Genomic DNA, 16352 nt, shown 5'->3' on the forward strand with positions numbered 1-16352 from the left:
AGGGCCAGGGGGTGGCCAACATTGGCACCGGACTGCTGGGTGGCATGGCTGGCTGCGCGATGATTGGCCAGTCGGTGATCAATATCAAATCTGGCGGTCGTGGTCGGTTATCCACTTTCATGGCCGGTGTGGTGCTGCTGATCATGGTGGTGTTCCTGTCTGACTGGGTGTCGCAGATTCCCATGGCCGCGCTAGTGGCGGTGATGATCATGGTATCGATCGGTACTTTCAGTTGGACATCGATCCGCGATCTGAAAAAGCACCCGGTGTCCACTAGCCTGGTGATGCTGGTGACCGTGGTGGTCACGGTCAGTACCCACAATCTGGCCATCGGCGTTTTTGTTGGGGTGCTGCTGGCGGCGATGAACTTTGCCAACAAGGTCGGCAACATCCTGTACATCGGCACTGAAGACGATCCGCAGGCCAGCCATCGCACCTACCGGGTGGTAGGCCAGGTGTTCTTTGCCTCATCCGAGCGCTTCGGAGCCGCCTTCGACTTCAAAGAAAGCGTCGGGAAGGTCACCATCGATCTGTCCCGCGCGCACTTTTGGGATATCACCGCAGTGCAGGCGTTGGATATGGTAGTGATCAAGTTCCGTCGTGAAGGCACCCAGGTGGAATTGATTGGCCTCAACGAAGCCAGTGCGACCATCGTTGACCGTTATGCCGTTCATGATGATCCCAAGGCCGTTGAAAAGCTGATGGGCAGTGAGTGACGCGCTGTGACGTTACAGCTTGAATGATGTAGAACGTACTTAGCCAACCCTTATTCGCCAACATGCGGAGCAGACAGATGACTGAACAGGTGATGGCCGCCATTGACGGCTCGCATTTCTCGGAAGGCGTTTGCGATTATGCCGCCTGGGCGAGTCTGGCGCTGGGCGCACCGTTGACCTTCCTGCACGTGGTCGACAATCATCCGAAAACCACCGAGACCGACTTGTCTGGCAACATCGGTTTCGGTGCTCGCGAACAGCTGCTGGAGGAGTTGGCGCAGCTCGATGAAAAACGCGGGCGCATTGCCCAAGAGCAGGGGCGTCTGATGCTCAAGGCTGCCCAGGAGCGTGCCTTGGCTGGTGGAGTTAGTGACCCCAGTACGCGTCAACGCAATGGCACCCTGGTGGAAACGCTGGAGGAGCTGGAAGACGAAATGCGCCTGCTGGTGATTGGCAAGCGCGGCAAGACGGCCCACAAAGACAGCGATCATCTGGGCTCTAACCTAGAGCGCGTGGTGCGTAGCTTGCATCGGCCGATCCTGATGGTGCCGGATACCTTCCATCGCCCGGAAAAGGTCATGATTGCCTTTGACGGCAGCAAAACCACCCGCAAGGGGATCGAGATGCTGGCACGTAGTCCACTGTTTCGCGGCATTGAATGCCACGTGGTGATGGTGGGTGCCGATACCGCTGATAACCAGTCACAATTGGCCTGGGCGTTGGATGCGCTGCGCGCAGCCGAGCACAAGGCCGACGGCGTGATTCGTGCCGGAGAGGTGGAGCAAGTGCTGCGCAGTTACAAGCAGGAGCATGGCATTGATATGACGGTGATGGGGGCTTACGGGCATTCGCGCATCCGTCACCTGTTGTTGGGTAGCACCACTACTAGCGTACTGCGGGGCGCGACCATTCCGGTGCTGCTGTTGCGCTGACGCATTCCCTGGGCTACGGGTTTTTCGGGGTGTCGTTTCGGAGTACCATGTGGCTCCCAAAACAATGTGCAGGAGCAGTACCCATGAGCATTCAGCGTCACGATACACAAGCCCGCATGAGCCGTGCCGTCATCCATAACGGTGTGGCATACCTGTGTGGCCAGGTGCCCGGCCCCGAGTCGCGTGATGGCGATATCACCGAGCAGACCCAGAGCATGTTGGCCAGAGTGGATGCGCTGCTGGAAGAGATTGGCTCGGATCGTGAGCACATGCTTGCTGCCACGCTTTACCTCACTAATGCTGACGATGCTGCCGCCATGAATGCCGTGTGGGATGCTTGGGTACCTGAGGGTCATGCACCGACCCGTACCTGCGTCTGTGCGCCGCTGCCCGCCAAGGAGTTGTTGGTGGAGGTGACGGTAACGGCGATTGTGAAAAGCTGAGCTGCTATCGCGAAGTGACAATAAAGCCGCCCTTTGAGGCGGCTTTATTGTGGCTGACGGGCGGAGCCGGTAGGAGTGGTGGCTCAGCTGTCCGTGCCTGGTGGTGGGGTATCCATAGACAGGGTGGTGCCTAGCAGATGTTGGGCGCCGGGCACCAGCCACACCGGGTCGAGGCGCGTATTGGCCGACTCGATGCACAAGAAATGACGCGCCGCATCAACCGATGTGTCTGGGGGTGGCTGCTGTGCGGGGTGCCAGATTACCGCAGAGTCGCTGCTCTGGCGGGCGACTCGCAGACGCCGGTGGCCGTCATCCAGAACCAGTTCGGCGTTGGTGTGATAGATACGGTCCAGCCCACCACGCACGGCAAGTTCGCCAACCTGTTCGCTCTGTGAAAAATCCTGAAGCTTGTCCAGATAGCGCGCGCCAGAAAGTCCTTCAATCTGGCAGCCAAAGGCATCGGTCACTGCCAGGTAAGTGTGCAGGGCGCCGGTCATCTTTACCGGCGTGTCACCGACGTGCTCTGTGATCAGCTCGACATGCAGGCGCTGCGCGTTGGCCTGTATCAGTGCACGTGGTGCCAGTTGGGAGTGCAGGCGCTCAACGGGAGACAGGTGCAGCTCAACGCCGTCTTCGTGAGGATCTGCCGCATCCAGACGCCACTCTGCCAGACGCGCTGGTCCATGCATCGGGCCTGAGCGGTCGGCCGACTCATCGGCCGTGTGTTCATCGGCAAACCATGGCCAACACAGCGGTATCCCTCCACGAATCGCACCGGGAAGCGCCTGGGGCGTCGGTGTTACCCACAGCCAGCCACCTGGCACCAGTGCTTCGCTCGCCGTGCGAGGTGGCGTGTTTTCGGGGGCGTCAGCCGAGCTTGGCGGCGGGGCCGGTAAATAGTGCAGCACCTGTGCGCCCTGAAGTGACACAGCCAGCTGCCCCCAAGGCTCATTGGCCAGCCACACTTGTCGTCCTTGCCACTGTGTGAGGCGCTGGCCCTCGGTTTTATCGAGCAGGGCCTGCAGGTTGGGCGGAATCATAACCTTGTCCTTATGTCGAGCCGTTCATTCAATATTCGATTAGTGGCCACTCACGACTGCAGCATCAGCTCAGCAAAGCGGGGCAGCAGGCTGGCTGCCTCGGGTGTTTCCTGAACCTCGCGCAGCAGTTGCTCAGGGTCGTCGCCTTGCTCTCGTAACGCACTGACTTGGCGTTCCAGGTAGGCACGTATGATGGCGGCGTTGAACTCAGGATGAAACTGTACGCTCCATTGCCTGGGGCCATAGCGCAGCGCCTGGTTGGCATCAAAGGCATTGGCTGCCAGCAGGCTGGCGTCTTCGGGGGCCTTGAGCACCGACTGAGCATGGGTCAGTTGGGCCCTAAAGGGCGTGGGCAGTATGCTCAGCAGCGGATCATGGCGGCCAGCGTCGGTCAGGGTGATGCGATGTGTGCCAGACTCGCGCCCGGCCGGGTGATAATCGCTGTAGCCGCCGAATGCCGCTGCCATCAGCTGGTGGCCGTAGCACACGCCGAGCATGGCGACATTGCGCTTGCGTGCCTCGCGCAACCAGGGCTTGAGGGCTTCGCTCCAAGGTTCGGCATCGCTGACCATGGCATGGGAGCCGGTAATGATGATGCCGTCTTCGTCTGCCAGTATCGGAGGCTCGCCATCATGGCGAGCGTCATGAACAGCCAGTTCGAGTTGTGGGTGGCGCTCGGCAAAGGGGCGTAACTCAGCCAGAAAGCGTGCCTCGAAATCACCCTGGTCGGCGACAATCTCGGGGAAGGCGTCGCCGGTCTTGATAATCCATAGCCTTGGCATTTCAATGCTCCTCAGCCAGTCGGCTGCCCAGGGCGATCATGAAATCGCTGGCGGCCAGAAGCTGTGCGTGTTCAATATACTCATCGGGCTGATGGGCCTGGGCGATGCTGCCAGGGCCGCAGATCACCACCGACAGCCCCTCGCGCTGGAACTGGCCGGCTTCGGTGGCGTAAGCCACGGCGCCTGCTGGTTGCTCGCCCAGCAGCTCGGAACACAACGCCAGCACCTGCGCGTTGTCGCGGTCGGCCAGTGCCGGGACCGTGTCGACAAGACGTTCAGTATGAATGCGGCAGTCTGGGGAGCGGGTCTGCATTTTGGCCTCCAGGGTGGCGGCATAGTCGTTCACCCGGGCCAACAGGTCGTCGAAGTGATCGCTTGGCAGATGGCGGATTTCCCACTCGAACTGGCATTCCCTGGCCATGATGTTGATCGCCGTACCGCCCTGGATCTTGCCAACGTGCAGGCTGGAGTGGGCGACGTTGAACGCTTCATCGACGCGGCCCTCGCTACGCAGTTCGGCCATCACATCCTCAATGCGCGTCACCAGGCGTGCGGCCACGTGAATGGCTGATACTCCCTGGTTGACCTGACTGGAGTGTGCTTCAAGGCCAGTGACGGTAGTGCGCAGGTTGGTGCTGCCTTTCTGCGCCACCACCGGCTGCATCAGAGTCGGCTCACCAACTATCACCGTGGCCGGGCGCGGGTGGTCGCTCATCAGGCGCTCGATCATGCGCGGTGCGCCAAGGCAGCCGACTTCCTCATCGTAGGAAAATGCCAGATAGATGGGTTTTTTCAGCGGGCGGTTCACCCAGTTGGGCACCTCGGCCAGCGCACAGGCAATGAAGCCTTTCATATCGCAGGTGCCACGCCCGAAAAGGCGTCCATCGCCGCCATCGGTCAGCGTGAAGGGATCGGTAGACCAAGGCTGGCCGTCGACCGGTACCACGTCAGTGTGGCCCGATAGCACCACGCCACCCTCAACTGCCGGGCCGATGCGGGCCAGCAGATTGGCCTTGCGGCCGTCATCGCTGGTAATCCGCCACGATTCGACGCCGTGACGGGTCAGCCACTGCTCGATAAAGTCGATCAGCTTCAGGTTGGAGTCACGAGAAACGGTGGCAAAGCCCACCAGGCGCTCAAGCATCTCGACGGGAGTCATACTGTTTCCTCGAATAGTGAATGAGAAAGCGTATCACGCTGCTGCGTGGCTTGTCGGGGCCGTTGTCCGACATGATAGCGGCGCTGTGGTTCACAGGAACTCGCGCTGAACGTCGGTGACGCGCCCGTCCACGGTGCGCTGCAGTTTGTCTTCAATTTCGCTGCATAGCGACTCGGCTTCACGCTGGGTTCGAGCCGCCACCACAAACGACCACTCGCTGCTGTCCAGCACATCACGCAGCCCGCTTTCGCATACGGCTACCGCCGGGTTGCGGCCAAAGCGCTCATGCATGCCGCCCATACGCTGGCGCTTTTCTTTCAGCGAATCGCAGCCAGACATGAAAAAGGTCAGGGTCAGAATACCGATATGCACAGGGCGCTCCTCGTAATATCGTGCCGCGTAATAGCGGGCCAGTATCTTTGTCATAGCAACGTAATATCAATGCGTTGGCTTTTACACAGTCTGCCTGCCCGAGCGCAGTTGTCCAGCGCAGAAAACAGGCTAAGCTGGTGATTTGGACCAGCTCAGCCAGGACGGAGATGATGATGCCAGCCTTGCACGAATGGAACCTGACTCCTCGCGATGCTGTGGCCCTGCAGCGTCAATTGGCCGAGCGTGTGGAGCGCGAAGACCGTATTGGTGACGTGCGCCACATTGCCGGGGTCGATATCGGCTTTGAGCAGGGTGGGCACGTCACCCGGGCGGCGGTGGTGGTGTTGGCCTGGCCATCCCTTGAGGTGGTTGAGCAGCTGGTACACCGTGAGCCGACGCGAATGCCCTATATTCCCGGGCTGTTGTCATTTCGCGAGCTGCCAGCGGCATTGGGTGCTTTTGCAACGCTTAAACATGATGTCCAGCTGGTGATGGCCGATGGCCATGGGATAGCGCATCCACGTCGGCTAGGCGTAGCCAGTCATCTGGGGCTATGGCTGGATATCCCGACCATCGGCGTGGCCAAGTCGCGGCTGACGGGGCGTCATGCCGAGCCCGGGCCGCAACGGGGCGACTGGACACTGCTGGAAGACCCGCGCGCCGATGAAGTGATTGGTGCCGTGCTCCGCACCCGGGCTAACGTCAAGCCAGTGTTTGTTTCTGCGGGCCACCGGCTGTGTCTGGCCACGGCGCTTGACTGGGTGGTCGCCTGCCTGGGGCGTACCAAGTTGCCTGAGCCAACTCGGTTGGCCGATCGTTTGGCATCGCGGCGTGATGAATGAGCAGGGTATGATGGGCGATTACCCGCTGCGAGAGTTACCATGAGCCCATCTGCCGTTTGCCCACTAGCCGCCAGCCGCGCTTGGGTTGAGTCCTTTGTAGTTGGACAGAATGTTTGTCCTTTCGCCAAACGCGAGATTGACCGGCAGGCCGTACGCTTTGTCGCGCTGTCGGCCAAGGATCCGGTGGAGGCGATGCAAGGTCTGATCGATGAGTGTCGGCGGCTCGATACCGAGCCCGAAGTAGAAACGACACTGATCGTATTGACTGAAGGCGTCGATGATTTTGATGACTATCTCGACTTGCTGGGGCTGGCCGAGGCGCTGATGGAAGACCAGGGCTATGAAGGGACTTATCAGTTGGCGAGTTTCCACCCAGATTACTGCTTCCATGGCGCACAGGAAGAGGATGCGGAGAATTATACCAATCGCTCGCCCTGGCCGATGTTTCATGTATTGCGTGAAGCGGGTATCGAGCGTGCCTTGGCGCACTATCCTGACCCCGAGCAGATTCCACAGCGTAACGCTCAGCGAATGCGTGAAATTAGCCGCCTGCAACTGGCCGAGTGGTTGGAAGCGCTACGTTGAGCCTGTCTGGAATATTCAGGCTTGCAAGCAAGCGCTGGATAATGAAGCATGTAAGATGCATCTAAGCTGTTAACAACACCAAGGAGCCAACATGAGTATTCAAAAAACCGCCAGCGCCCAGTGGAAAGGTAGCGTAAAGAAAGGCAAGGGCAGCGTTTCTACCGAGAGCGGAGTGCTTTCCTCCCAGCCTTACGGCTTCAACACGCGCTTTGAGGGTCAGGCCGGCACCAACCCGGAAGAGCTGGTGGGTGCAGCCCATGCCAGCTGTTTTTCCATGGCACTGTCGCTGATGCTGGGTGAAGCTGGTCTGGAGCCGGAGCAGATCGACACTCAGGCCACGGTCACTCTGGAGCCGGATAGTCTGACGATCACCAAGGTGCACCTGGTCACTACGGCAAAGGTGCCGGGTGCTGACCAGGCAGCTTTCGAAAAAGCCGCCCAGGATGCCAAGGATAACTGCCCGATCTCCAAGTTGTTCACCGCCGAGATCACCCTGGATGCGACGCTGGAAAGCTGATGCCAAACCACCCGTTGCCCGGTAGTGCCGGGCAGCGGGTCTCAACCGAGACCCAGCCGCCGTCGATGCCTTAGGACAGTGGCTGGGTTTTTGCTGCTGCCCTGACCAGCGCGCGGGTCAAGCGTTGCTGGGGGCGGTTGAATATCAGCCACTCGGGGTGCCACTGCACGCCAATCAGGAAATCATGCCGTGTGGACTCGATCCCTTGCACCAGGCCGTCACGGTCCCGGGCGACAATCTCAATGCCATTTCCTGCTTGCTCAACGGCCTGATGATGCAGGCTGTTGACTCGGCACCAGCTCACCTTGAGGATGCGGTTGAGTTGGCTGTCACCGACGATATCCACGGTCTTGCGCGGCAGCACCGTGCGTCGGCGCTTCAGGCCTTCATGGGTGGTGTAGATATCCGGGTCTAGGGTGCCACCTAGGTGCACATTGATCAGCTGCGCGCCACGGCAGATGCCAAGCACCGGCGTGTGCTGGGGAATGAAGCGCTCGAGCAGTCTGAGCTCCAGCGTGTCGCGCTGGGGGTCAACGCGCACATCCAGCTGCATTTCTCCGCCATATAGCGATGCCTGTATATCATCCCCGCCGCCAATAATCAGTCCATCGAGCCTTGCTGGCTGCGGTCGCGAGGGTGATAGCCGCAACGGTTGACCACCGTGACGCCACACGGCGAACCAGTCAAACCACCAGGCAATCTGGCTCTTGTCGTCAGACGTTGTGATACCGATGAGCGGTTTTTTGCTCGGCTGTTGATGTTGCTGGCGTTGCTGATACTGAGAACTCATGAACCCAGCATCCTGCGGCGCAGTGACTTGAGCAACCGCATCAGGCGAGACGGATGGTGTTGGGCAAGATATTCGGAACTGCGCTGTGCCAGGATGTCGGGCTTTGCCGCCAGGCGCTCGACCTCCAGCCAGCGGCTCCATTCACACACCGCACCCCAGTCAGGGTCGGAAAGCTGGGCATTGGGTAGCCGGTAGTGAAAGGTCGGGCGTGGCTTGGTCAAGGGGCCGCTCAGCAGCGGGTGAGGATGTTCGGGAGCCAAATAGGCAAACAGCGGCAGCATGTCCAGCTCACGGTTGCGGGTGGGATTAAAGCACATATAGTCATCAATCAGCGTGGTCAGGTCGGGGCTGTAGTCTGGCGCCAATACCCGCATGGCATAGTCGTGAGGGAAGGGGTTGGCATGCGGCAGCACCTCACGGGTAATGTCCACCTGGATCTGGTCGCGAAGCCAGCCGGCCAGCAGCAGATAGGCCCGGATATGTGCAAGGATGACGTCCACGTTTAGACTAGGTGCTTCCGGGTTGAGGTGCAGGCCAAAGCCGTAGAGCAGGCTGGCATCGGTGCCTTTGGCGCCGTGTTGGCGCAACAGGTCGAACAACGTGTCGAGGGTGCCAAGCTCGTTCCAGGGCACCGGCGGGCAGACAATTTCGGTCGGCACAAGCCCTGTGGCAACGTCGCCAATCAGCTCGCGCGTGCGCGTGTGGAAATCTTTGCGCATGCGCTCCCACTCGCTGTCGTCAGGCACGGGGGGATGCATGATACGCTCATCCGGGTGGGCATACTGGGTGTCGAGCTCAATGCGAAAATCACCCCAGCGCGTGCTGCGTACCCACAGACGGTGCGCGCTGGCAGCCTCTAGTTCACCGCCAAACAGGTCGTTGACCAGTTCAGCGGTGGTGCGTGGCAGCAGCCCAGCAAACTCGATTTCAACCCCCACGCGTCGATAGCCGCCGTTCGTGTTGCGCTGTGTGGGTGGCGATTGCGCTGTCATAACGTCATCCTGTGAGTCTTGGTGTCGAGCAGGCTAACATACTGCCATGCCCGTTCAGGGTCTGGAAAAGCTTATGGTCAGTGAGCCCTAATAGGATAGGAGATCCGATGTCATTTTTTGTACCGAGCCGCCTGGCTGGCCTTGCCGGCCTGCTGGTTCTGCTGATGCTGGCGTTAGCGTTGCCGCCTACAGCATCAGCCCAGACCTTGCCGTTCGGGATGAGTGGCGAAAAATCGGAAGACGGGCCCAGTGCCAAGGAGCTCCAGCAGTCGCTGGATCAGGTCATTGAAGTACTGCAGAACGAGGGGCAGCGTAAAAGGCTACTTGATGAGCTGGAAGCGTTGCGTCAGGCCAACAGTCAGGTGACGGATCAGGAAGGTCTGACCAACCAGCAAGGTCTGCTTGGCGCACTGGCCGACACCTTGACCGATCTGGGTGAGCAAGCTAGCTCGGATCAGTCGCCATTGATGGAATGGAAACGACAGCTGAAGGAAGGCTGGACAGACTGGTCAGACCTGCTGATTGCAACGGGCAACACAGAGCTGGCGCGATTCGCTATCAACCTGGTGGTGTTGATGGGGGTATGGGTCGGGTTTCTGGTGTTGTTTATCGCTCTGGGCCGACTCATTGCTGCCCGCAACAACTGGCCACTCGACCTGCCACGGGAGCCCCAGGGCGGGCTGATGGTTTTTCACTTCCTGCGTCGCCTACTCCCCTGGGCTCTAGCGTTTGCCCTGACCCTCGGGATAGCCCACCTGTTGCCGGAAAGCTCTGGGCGGCTAGCGGCACTGGTAATTGCCTATGTGGCGCTGTGTGGGCGGGTGTTGTCTGTTGTGGTGGAAACGGTAATTTCGGTATTCACCAGTGGTCACCGCTACACAGCGGTGCAGCTGCTGCACCGTGACAGCTTGCGCCCGCTGTTCATGATTGGCGCTTTTATCGCGTTGGGTGACGCGCTCAACACGGCACGTATTACTGATATCATTGGCCAGGATCTTGCCGGCTTGATGTCAGTTCTGACGAATATCCTTGCCGCCGTTCTTAGCGTCCGTTTCATCATTCGTTTTAAGCGCCCCATTCAGCATCTGATCACCAACCGCTCCTATGCTGATCGCCGCGACACCAGCAGTGCCATAGAGATGGTGCGTGCGCTGGGTGGGCTCTGGCATGTGCCGGCGCTGTTGCTGGTGGGTGGTTCGCTGGTGGCGATTTTTATCTCTGGCGGGGATGTGGGCTCGGCACTGGCCAAGTCGATCATTTCAGCCGCTTTGCTGGTGCTGGCGCTGGTCATGGTCGGGCTGATCCGGCGTAATGCCGTTCGCCGTTCCAAGCGGCGTCGCACAGAATACCGACAGCGTCTTGAGCGCTTCGGCTATGTGCTGGCACGGGTGCTGACCTGGATAGTGTTTGGTGAGTTGTTTCTGCAGGTCTGGGGTGGCTCGTTGATTGGCATTGGCCAGCAGGGCGTGGCCAGCGTGCGTATCGGGCAGGCGCTTTTGGCCATCGGTTTTACCGGGCTGATTGCCTGGCTGGCGTGGATATTTGCTGATACCGCGATTCAGCGGGCACTGGTGGCTTCTGCCGGTGCACGTGGCCGACGTGTCAACTTGGCGCGGGCCCAGACTATTACACCGATGATTCGCAACGTCATTTTCATCACTATCGTGATCATCGCTTCTATCGTCGGCCTGGCCAATCTTGGCGTAAACGTCACGCCGTTACTGGCGGGTGCTGGTGTTATCGGTCTGGCGCTGGGTTTTGGTGCCCAGACGTTGGTACAGGATCTGATTACCGGCATTTTCATCATCATTGAAGACTCTCTGGCCGTAGAAGACTTTGTGCGTATCAATGGTCACATGGGTACTGTTGAAGGCCTGACGCTGCGCACCGTGAGGCTGCGCGACCTGGACGGCATTGTGCATATCATTACCTTCAGTCGCATCGACTCCATCCACAATATGTCGCGTCAGTTTGGCATCGCGCTGATGAAGATTCGTATTCCTTACGACATGAAAATTGATGATGCCATCCAGCTAATGCAGGAGAATGCCTTGGCGCTGCGCAAGGACCCGATGATGCGCCACCACATCTGGTCGCCGCTGGAAATGCAGGGTATTCATGCATTTGAAGATGGCTGCGCCATCCTGCGGATGCGCTTTCGCACCTCCCCGGAAATGCAGTGGGATGTGATGCGCGCCTTCAACCTGTTACTCAAGCGCCGTATGGAAGAGCAGTCTGTTGATCTTGGTGTGCCGCGGATCAGCGTTGGCATGGAAGGTATTGCCGGTGGCCGTCTGAACAGGACAGATAACAGCGACAGCGCTGATGGCAATGATGGCAACGCAGATGCCGAATGGCGCGACGCCAGCGGACGTCGTCCGGGAGAGGCTGAGGCCGCCGACCCACAGCGCGATACTAGCGCCATGGGTGCCTCACCCGACCCAAGCTGATCTGACAGGCCGGCTCAGTCCGGCCCGCTTTGCAGTGCCTCGCAGCGAATGCGCCAGTCATCCAGCGAGAGTCTGGCCTGTGCCTGCCTTTTGAGCAGAAAATCCCCGTCAGGCACAAGCCGGGCATAACTGATAATGTGGTGATGTCTGCTAGCTAAGCGTGCATGATGCCATTCTTTAGTGAGCGTGTTTTCACAGTCTGGTCATAAATGAGGTATAACCTAACTGTGTCTATAAACACTGACGAATATTCGTTCAGTTACCGGAAGGGAATACACATGACGATGATGCGCACAACAACATTGACAGCGTTCACCATGGCCTCAGCACTCGGGTTGGCAGCAGGCTCGGCCTCTGCTGAGGAGTTGAAAATCATCACTTGGGGAGGCTATGCCCCTGATGATGTGGTCGCTGCCTTTGAAGAACAGACCGGTATTGATGTACAGATCACTCTGTCCAATAACGAAGACATGATTTCCAAGCTGCGAGCAACTGGTGGCGCGGGCTTCGATCTGGCTCAGCCCAGTCAGGACCGCATCGTCGGCGTACAGCGCCAGTTCAACGTTTACAAGCCGGTGGACTATAGCCGTCTTGATAGCGCCAATATGCAAGCCTCAATGGTCGAAGCAACCCAGCAGGCCACTGAGCTTGATGGCGAGTATTACGGCGTACCGATGGTGTGGGGTACCAGCGGGCTAATCGTGCATGATAGCGTGAAAGACAGCGTCAAAGACTACACCGACCTATGTAATGCAGAGGTCGCCGGCGAGGTCAGTTACCGGCTGAAGCGTCCGACACTGATGGGCTTTGCCTTCGCCATGGGGCTGGACCCCTTCGCTGCCTATGACGATAAAGAGGCCTATGCTGACATTCTCTCTCAGGTTGAAGACAAGCTGATCGACTGCAAGTCGAACGTGAAAACCTACTGGACCGGCGGTGACCAACTGTTGTCGCTGCTACGTACTGGTGAAGCGAAAGCGGCCATGGCCTGGGATGCTGGCGGGTGGAAGCTGCATGCAGAAGACCCTGAGATCAACTTCATTGCGCCGACCTCGGGTGCGCTTGGCTGGATCGATACCTTTGCCATTCCGCGCCGCAGCGAGAACGAAGATGCTGCCTATCAGTGGATCAACTTCGTGATGCAGCCTGAAATTGCCGCAAAGATCACCAACGCCTCGGGCAACTTCACCGCATCGCAAGGTGCCGACGAATTTGTTGACGCCGAGCTGCGTGATGCCTATCGCATCAGCTTCGATGAAGAGGCCATCAATAACATCAAATGGTATCCACCGGTGCCGCCGGGCCTGGAAACTGAAGAAGGCCAAGTGCTTGATCGCGTTCAGGCCGCCAAGTAACTGGTATGCCATTAGCTATTGACTTGCATTGTCAGGACTTGGTTCGCCGCTTTGGGTCACACACTGCGGTGGATCAGGTGTCTCTTGAAATTCCTGCGGGAAGTTTCTTTTCCATTCTCGGGCCATCTGGCTGCGGAAAAACCACGCTGCTACGGCTGTTGGCGGGGTTCGACCGTCCCGACTCGGGCGATATCGTTATTCGTGGCCAGCGCATGAACGATGTCGCCCCCAACCGCCGTCCGGTCAACATGGTTTTTCAGCATCTGGCGCTGTTTCCCACCATGAGTGTGGGCGACAATATTGCCTACGGCTTGAAGCGTCGCAAGGTGCCTGCCGCCGAACGCCGCCAGCGCATCGCCGGGGTGTTGGAGCAAGTTGGGCTGGCCGGTATGGAGGCACGTTTTCCGCAGCAGCTTTCCGGTGGCCAGCGTCAGCGCGTGGCGCTGGCGCGCTGTCTGGTGCTGGAGCCAACGTTGCTGCTGCTTGATGAGCCGCTGGGCGCGCTAGACCTGAAGCTGCGCGACCAGATGAAGGTCGAGCTCAAGAATCTGCAGAAGGCCTTCGGCACCACTTTTGTGTACATCACCCACGACCAGTCCGAAGCGTTGGTGATGTCAGACCGCGTCGCGGTGATGCGCGATGGCCGCTTCGATCAAGTGGCTTCCCCAGAAGCACTGTACCGCGAGCCAGCGACGCCCTTTGTGGCGAGCTTTGTTGGAGACAACAACCGCCTGAGCGGCAAGCTGATCGCCAAAGAAGGTGAACTTGTGCAGCTGGCGTTGGCCGATGGTCGCCGTGTTAGCGGGCGCTTGGCCGGCGCAGGCGAGCAGGATAAGTCTGCTGCTGGTGCCCCCGTCGTTGGAGCCCCTGGAGTTGGTGACAGCGTCGAGTTGTTCATTCGGCCTGAGTCGCTGATGCTAGACACCCCAGCGCCAGGGCACTGCACGCTGTCTGCCCAAGTGCGTACCACCTTGTTCGACGGCGCCAATAGCCGAGTGGAAGTCGAAGCCGCCGGTGAGCGCTGCTATGTGCGTTTGCCTCAAGATGGCAGCGTACCTGTGCCGCAAGAGGGCGCCAGCGTCGAGCTGGCCTGGGACCCGCAGTTGGCGCGTGTATTTCCCGCGGAGGCCGGCTGATGCGCTCGACCGGACGCTTGTCACTGTGGCTGCTGCTCACGCCCTTCGTGCTGTGGATTGTACTGCTGGTGCTGCTGCCTCACGTGCAGATGCTGCGGGTCTCGTTCCAAGTGCGGGAAAGTTGGGACACACTGGCCTTTGGCGTGGATCAGTACCGCAACTTCTTTACCGAGTCCTACTACTGGCGCACCTTCCTGCGTACCGGGGTGATGTCGCTATTTACCACTCTGATTACGTTGGTGGTTGCCTTCCCCGTGGCCTGGTATATCGCTCGGCTGGCGCGTGGACGGGCTAAGGGCTGGCTATTTCTGGCTTGCCTGGTGCCGTTCTGGGCCAGTGAACTGGTGCGTACCTACGGCTGGATGATTTTGCTGCGCGAAAGCGGACTGTTCAGCGCCTGGCTGCAAGCCCTCGGCTGGGTCGATGGCCCGGTGGAAATGCTCTACAACGACGCCGCTGTCATCATCGGACTGGTCTATAACGGCCTGTTGTTCATGGTGGTGCCGCTGGTCACTACGCTGGAAGGCATGGACGATAATCTGGTTGAGGCCGGCTACGATCTTGGCGGCGGGCATGTCACGGTGATGCGTGAAATCGTCGTGCCTTGGGCCATGCCCGGCATCGTCTCTGGCTGCATCGTGGTGTTCATGCTGACGCTGGGGAGCTACCTCACGCCGGTTTTGATGGGCGGCAAGGATAGCGCCTGGTTCACCGATCAGATATTCACCCAGTTCATTACTCGCTTTAACTGGGAGCAGGGCGCAGCACTTGGGGTATTGCTGTTGGTGCTGTCGTCGCTGATCGTGTGGCTTGGGCTCAAGTTCACCGGTCAGTCGCTGCGTAAGGTTATGGGGTAAATCAGATGATTCGTTCAGTACCGCGCTCGCGCTGGTTCAATGGCTTGTATCTGGCCTATCTCGTCGCCTTCTTCATCTATCTGGCGTTGCCGCTGCTAGTGACGGCGGCCTTCGCCTTCAACAATGCGCCGTATCCGTCGCTACCCTGGAAAGGCTTCACGCTGGACTGGTTCATCGGCGATGGCAGCGCCGGGCGTACCGGTTTTTTCCATGACAGCGGATTGCTCTCAGCACTGTGGGTCAGCGTCAAAATCGCCTTCTGGGTCACTATAGTCAGCGTCGCGCTGGGGTGTGGCAACGCGGTGCTATTTGAGCGGATACACTTTCGTGGTAAAGAGTTTCTGTATCTGCTGCTGTTGTTGCCGCTGGTGATTCCCGGCGTCATCCTGGGCGTGTCGATATTGGTGTTTTACAGCGGCATGGCCAACGAACTGTCACGTGCCTGGGCGTTTGAACTGGACATGTTGCGCCCTGGTACACCGTTGGTGGTCATAGGGCAGGTCAGTTTCATTACCACTCTGAGCACCTTGGTCATCGCCGCCCGGCTGCGTAAATTTGATCCGCAACTCGAAGAAGCGGCGCTTAACCTCGGCGCTACACCACTGGTGGCCTGGTTCACCGTCACGTTGCCTTGGCTTCTGCCGGCGATTTTCGGTGCAGCTGCCATGGCGTTTCTGATGTCGTTCGAGAACTTCAACACCACAGTTATGCTGACCGGCAGCGACACACCGCTTACCGTGGCGCTGTTCAACCGCCTACGCGAAGGCTCTACTCCGGTGCTTAATGCCGCCGCCCTGGTGCTGATGGTTGCCTCGGCCTTGTTGGCTGCGCTGGTGTTGAGGCGCAGCTCCGGCAATGAGGCAAAGTAAGATTAGACCCAGCTGGGCGAAGCGCTGGGGCTGGCCCCTACGGTGCGCGAACTGTTTCATACCCTGCGCATCGAAGGCAATAAAGCGACCTGGCAGTTTCGTACCCGGCACCGTGAAGCCATGGGCGGACTTAGGGTCGCGCGCAAGGTGGGCTGGTGTTATAAATTCTGAAGCCTGTGCAGCTTAAGTTTTTCACCCATCGATGCATGACGAGGAGAAAAGGTATGTCTGTGATCCGTCAGTTGAACGACAAGAAAACCAGAGAATTTGCCCAACATTGCTTTGAGAAGGTTAAAGAAGAAAAGCTGCAGGAGATGGCCGCAGGGCCTGCCAGCGAGCATGATATGAAGCACTGGGATATCAGCGAGGGCGAGTGGGAAGAAGCAGTCGCCGCTGCCCTGGCTGACAGGGAGTTCACCAAGAACCCGCCGCAAGATTAACCTGTCGGGATTGATTCATGGCCCAGCTTGTTTCAGGCCTGGGCCGTATTGTGTCTGGAGCTGGAGTAGACTCAA

The 16352-nt window shown here is 59.1% G+C and carries 19 protein-coding genes; 13 read left to right on the forward strand and 6 right to left on the reverse strand.

All coding sequences use genetic code 11. From position 1 onward, the window contains the following. From ACTH3D_RS00440 to ACTH3D_RS00450, 3 genes are all read left to right on the forward strand, one after another. The coding region (locus ACTH3D_RS00440; protein ID WP_441664119.1) for a SulP family inorganic anion transporter at positions 1 to 716 on the forward strand (716 nt) is incomplete at its 5' end. Between the two features lie 77 nt (positions 717 to 793). Beyond that, positions 794 to 1648, forward strand: coding sequence for a universal stress protein (locus ACTH3D_RS00445; RefSeq protein ID WP_441664121.1), 855 nt, complete (start codon positions 794 to 796; stop codon positions 1646 to 1648). An 83-nt stretch (positions 1649 to 1731) separates the two neighbouring features. Further along, positions 1732 to 2091, forward strand: a complete 360-nt coding sequence (locus ACTH3D_RS00450; RefSeq protein WP_441664123.1) for a RidA family protein — start codon at positions 1732 to 1734, stop codon at positions 2089 to 2091. 83 nt (positions 2092 to 2174) lie between these two features. Here ACTH3D_RS00450 and ACTH3D_RS00455 read toward each other — a convergent pair whose 3' ends face one another. From ACTH3D_RS00455 to ACTH3D_RS00470, 4 genes are all read right to left on the reverse strand, one after another. Next, complete coding sequence (locus tag ACTH3D_RS00455; protein WP_441664125.1) at positions 2175 to 3131, reverse strand: aldose epimerase family protein; 957 nt, start codon at positions 3129 to 3131, stop codon at positions 2175 to 2177. 50 nt (positions 3132 to 3181) lie between these two features. Next, positions 3182 to 3913, reverse strand: coding sequence for a glutamine amidotransferase (locus tag ACTH3D_RS00460; protein WP_441664127.1), 732 nt, complete (start codon positions 3911 to 3913; stop codon positions 3182 to 3184). A gap of 1 nt (position 3914) precedes the next feature. Next, positions 3915 to 5072: an acetylornithine deacetylase gene (gene argE / locus ACTH3D_RS00465; RefSeq protein WP_441664129.1), complete on the reverse strand. Its 1158-nt coding sequence runs from the start codon at positions 5070 to 5072 to the stop codon at positions 3915 to 3917. 90 nt (positions 5073 to 5162) lie between these two features. Next, a complete protein-coding gene (locus tag ACTH3D_RS00470) occupies positions 5163 to 5498 on the reverse strand; it encodes a DUF503 domain-containing protein (RefSeq protein WP_441664131.1) in 336 nt (111 codons plus the stop codon). A gap of 116 nt (positions 5499 to 5614) precedes the next feature. Here ACTH3D_RS00470 and nfi point away from each other — a divergent pair, with 116 nt between their 5' ends. From nfi to ACTH3D_RS00485, 3 genes are all read left to right on the forward strand, one after another. Further along, on the forward strand, positions 5615 to 6286 hold the full coding sequence (nfi, locus tag ACTH3D_RS00475; protein ID WP_441664238.1) for a deoxyribonuclease V: 672 nt from the start codon (positions 5615 to 5617) through the stop codon (positions 6284 to 6286). A 39-nt stretch (positions 6287 to 6325) separates the two neighbouring features. Next, on the forward strand, positions 6326 to 6871 hold the full coding sequence (locus ACTH3D_RS00480) for a DUF1415 domain-containing protein (protein WP_441664133.1): 546 nt from the start codon (positions 6326 to 6328) through the stop codon (positions 6869 to 6871). A 91-nt stretch (positions 6872 to 6962) separates the two neighbouring features. Further along, entirely contained in the window at positions 6963 to 7388 is a 426-nt protein-coding gene (locus tag ACTH3D_RS00485; RefSeq protein ID WP_441664135.1) for an OsmC family protein, read from the forward strand. A gap of 70 nt (positions 7389 to 7458) precedes the next feature. On the opposite strand, the gene ACTH3D_RS00490 is transcribed toward ACTH3D_RS00485, so the two are convergent. Both ACTH3D_RS00490 and ACTH3D_RS00495 read right to left on the reverse strand, forming a co-directional pair. Then, positions 7459 to 8178, reverse strand: a complete 720-nt coding sequence (locus ACTH3D_RS00490) for a gamma-glutamyl-gamma-aminobutyrate hydrolase family protein (protein ID WP_441664137.1) — start codon at positions 8176 to 8178, stop codon at positions 7459 to 7461. Continuing rightward, positions 8175 to 9170 carry an amidoligase family protein gene (locus ACTH3D_RS00495; protein WP_441664139.1) on the reverse strand — a complete coding sequence of 332 codons (996 nt, stop codon included), beginning with the start codon at positions 9168 to 9170 and terminating at the stop codon, positions 8175 to 8177. Before ACTH3D_RS00495 ends, ACTH3D_RS00490 begins: the two co-directional genes overlap by 4 nt. A gap of 107 nt (positions 9171 to 9277) precedes the next feature. Here ACTH3D_RS00495 and ACTH3D_RS00500 point away from each other — a divergent pair, with 107 nt between their 5' ends. The 7 genes from ACTH3D_RS00500 to ACTH3D_RS00530 all read left to right on the forward strand — a co-directional run bounded on the left by ACTH3D_RS00500 (position 9278) and on the right by ACTH3D_RS00530 (position 16277). Further along, positions 9278 to 11620 carry a mechanosensitive ion channel family protein gene (locus ACTH3D_RS00500; protein WP_441664141.1) on the forward strand — a complete coding sequence of 781 codons (2343 nt, stop codon included), beginning with the start codon at positions 9278 to 9280 and terminating at the stop codon, positions 11618 to 11620. 278 nt (positions 11621 to 11898) lie between these two features. Continuing rightward, a complete protein-coding gene (locus ACTH3D_RS00505) occupies positions 11899 to 12975 on the forward strand; it encodes an extracellular solute-binding protein (RefSeq protein ID WP_441664143.1) in 1077 nt (358 codons plus the stop codon). A gap of 5 nt (positions 12976 to 12980) precedes the next feature. Further along, positions 12981 to 14111 (forward strand): ABC transporter ATP-binding protein, encoded by a 1131-nt coding sequence (locus tag ACTH3D_RS00510; protein ID WP_441664145.1) that lies wholly within the window; start codon positions 12981 to 12983, stop codon positions 14109 to 14111. Further along, positions 14111 to 14968, forward strand: a complete 858-nt coding sequence (locus tag ACTH3D_RS00515) for an ABC transporter permease (protein WP_441664147.1) — start codon at positions 14111 to 14113, stop codon at positions 14966 to 14968. The genes ACTH3D_RS00510 and ACTH3D_RS00515 overlap by 1 nt, the downstream gene beginning before the upstream one ends. Before the next feature lie 5 nt (positions 14969 to 14973). Then, a complete protein-coding gene (locus tag ACTH3D_RS00520; protein ID WP_441664149.1) occupies positions 14974 to 15837 on the forward strand; it encodes an ABC transporter permease in 864 nt (287 codons plus the stop codon). 42 nt (positions 15838 to 15879) lie between these two features. Continuing rightward, complete coding sequence (locus tag ACTH3D_RS00525; protein WP_441664151.1) at positions 15880 to 16008, forward strand: hypothetical protein; 129 nt, start codon at positions 15880 to 15882, stop codon at positions 16006 to 16008. 53 nt (positions 16009 to 16061) lie between these two features. Next, positions 16062 to 16277 carry a hypothetical protein gene (locus tag ACTH3D_RS00530; RefSeq protein ID WP_441664153.1) on the forward strand — a complete coding sequence of 72 codons (216 nt, stop codon included), beginning with the start codon at positions 16062 to 16064 and terminating at the stop codon, positions 16275 to 16277. Positions 16278 to 16352: the final 75 nt, after the last annotated feature.

Origin of the sequence: Halomonas sp., assembly GCF_052095765.1 — a bacterium.
Classification (GTDB): domain Bacteria; phylum Pseudomonadota; class Gammaproteobacteria; order Pseudomonadales; family Halomonadaceae; genus Halomonas.

What these genes read in the sequence shown, in the direction of transcription:
- ACTH3D_RS00445 (WP_441664121.1), top strand. Translation starts at nt 794, where the DNA reads ATGACTGAACAGGTGATGGCCGCCATTGACGGCTCGCATTTCTCGGAA.
- ACTH3D_RS00450 (WP_441664123.1), top strand. Translation starts at nt 1,732, where the DNA reads ATGAGCATTCAGCGTCACGATACACAAGCCCGCATGAGCCGTGCCGTC.
- ACTH3D_RS00455 (WP_441664125.1), bottom strand. Translation starts at nt 3,131, where the DNA reads ATGATTCCGCCCAACCTGCAGGCCCTGCTCGATAAAACCGAGGGCCAG.
- ACTH3D_RS00460 (WP_441664127.1), bottom strand. Translation starts at nt 3,913, where the DNA reads ATGCCAAGGCTATGGATTATCAAGACCGGCGACGCCTTCCCCGAGATT.
- argE (WP_441664129.1), bottom strand. Translation starts at nt 5,072, where the DNA reads ATGACTCCCGTCGAGATGCTTGAGCGCCTGGTGGGCTTTGCCACCGTT.
- ACTH3D_RS00470 (WP_441664131.1), bottom strand. Translation starts at nt 5,498, where the DNA reads ATGACAAAGATACTGGCCCGCTATTACGCGGCACGATATTACGAGGAG.
- nfi (WP_441664238.1), top strand. Translation starts at nt 5,615, where the DNA reads ATGATGCCAGCCTTGCACGAATGGAACCTGACTCCTCGCGATGCTGTG.
- ACTH3D_RS00480 (WP_441664133.1), top strand. Translation starts at nt 6,326, where the DNA reads ATGAGCCCATCTGCCGTTTGCCCACTAGCCGCCAGCCGCGCTTGGGTT.
- ACTH3D_RS00485 (WP_441664135.1), top strand. Translation starts at nt 6,963, where the DNA reads ATGAGTATTCAAAAAACCGCCAGCGCCCAGTGGAAAGGTAGCGTAAAG.
- ACTH3D_RS00490 (WP_441664137.1), bottom strand. Translation starts at nt 8,178, where the DNA reads ATGAGTTCTCAGTATCAGCAACGCCAGCAACATCAACAGCCGAGCAAA.
- ACTH3D_RS00495 (WP_441664139.1), bottom strand. Translation starts at nt 9,170, where the DNA reads ATGACAGCGCAATCGCCACCCACACAGCGCAACACGAACGGCGGCTAT.
- ACTH3D_RS00500 (WP_441664141.1), top strand. Translation starts at nt 9,278, where the DNA reads ATGTCATTTTTTGTACCGAGCCGCCTGGCTGGCCTTGCCGGCCTGCTG.
- ACTH3D_RS00505 (WP_441664143.1), top strand. Translation starts at nt 11,899, where the DNA reads ATGACGATGATGCGCACAACAACATTGACAGCGTTCACCATGGCCTCA.
- ACTH3D_RS00510 (WP_441664145.1), top strand. Translation starts at nt 12,981, where the DNA reads ATGCCATTAGCTATTGACTTGCATTGTCAGGACTTGGTTCGCCGCTTT.
- ACTH3D_RS00515 (WP_441664147.1), top strand. Translation starts at nt 14,111, where the DNA reads ATGCGCTCGACCGGACGCTTGTCACTGTGGCTGCTGCTCACGCCCTTC.
- ACTH3D_RS00520 (WP_441664149.1), top strand. Translation starts at nt 14,974, where the DNA reads ATGATTCGTTCAGTACCGCGCTCGCGCTGGTTCAATGGCTTGTATCTG.
- ACTH3D_RS00530 (WP_441664153.1), top strand. Translation starts at nt 16,062, where the DNA reads ATGTCTGTGATCCGTCAGTTGAACGACAAGAAAACCAGAGAATTTGCC.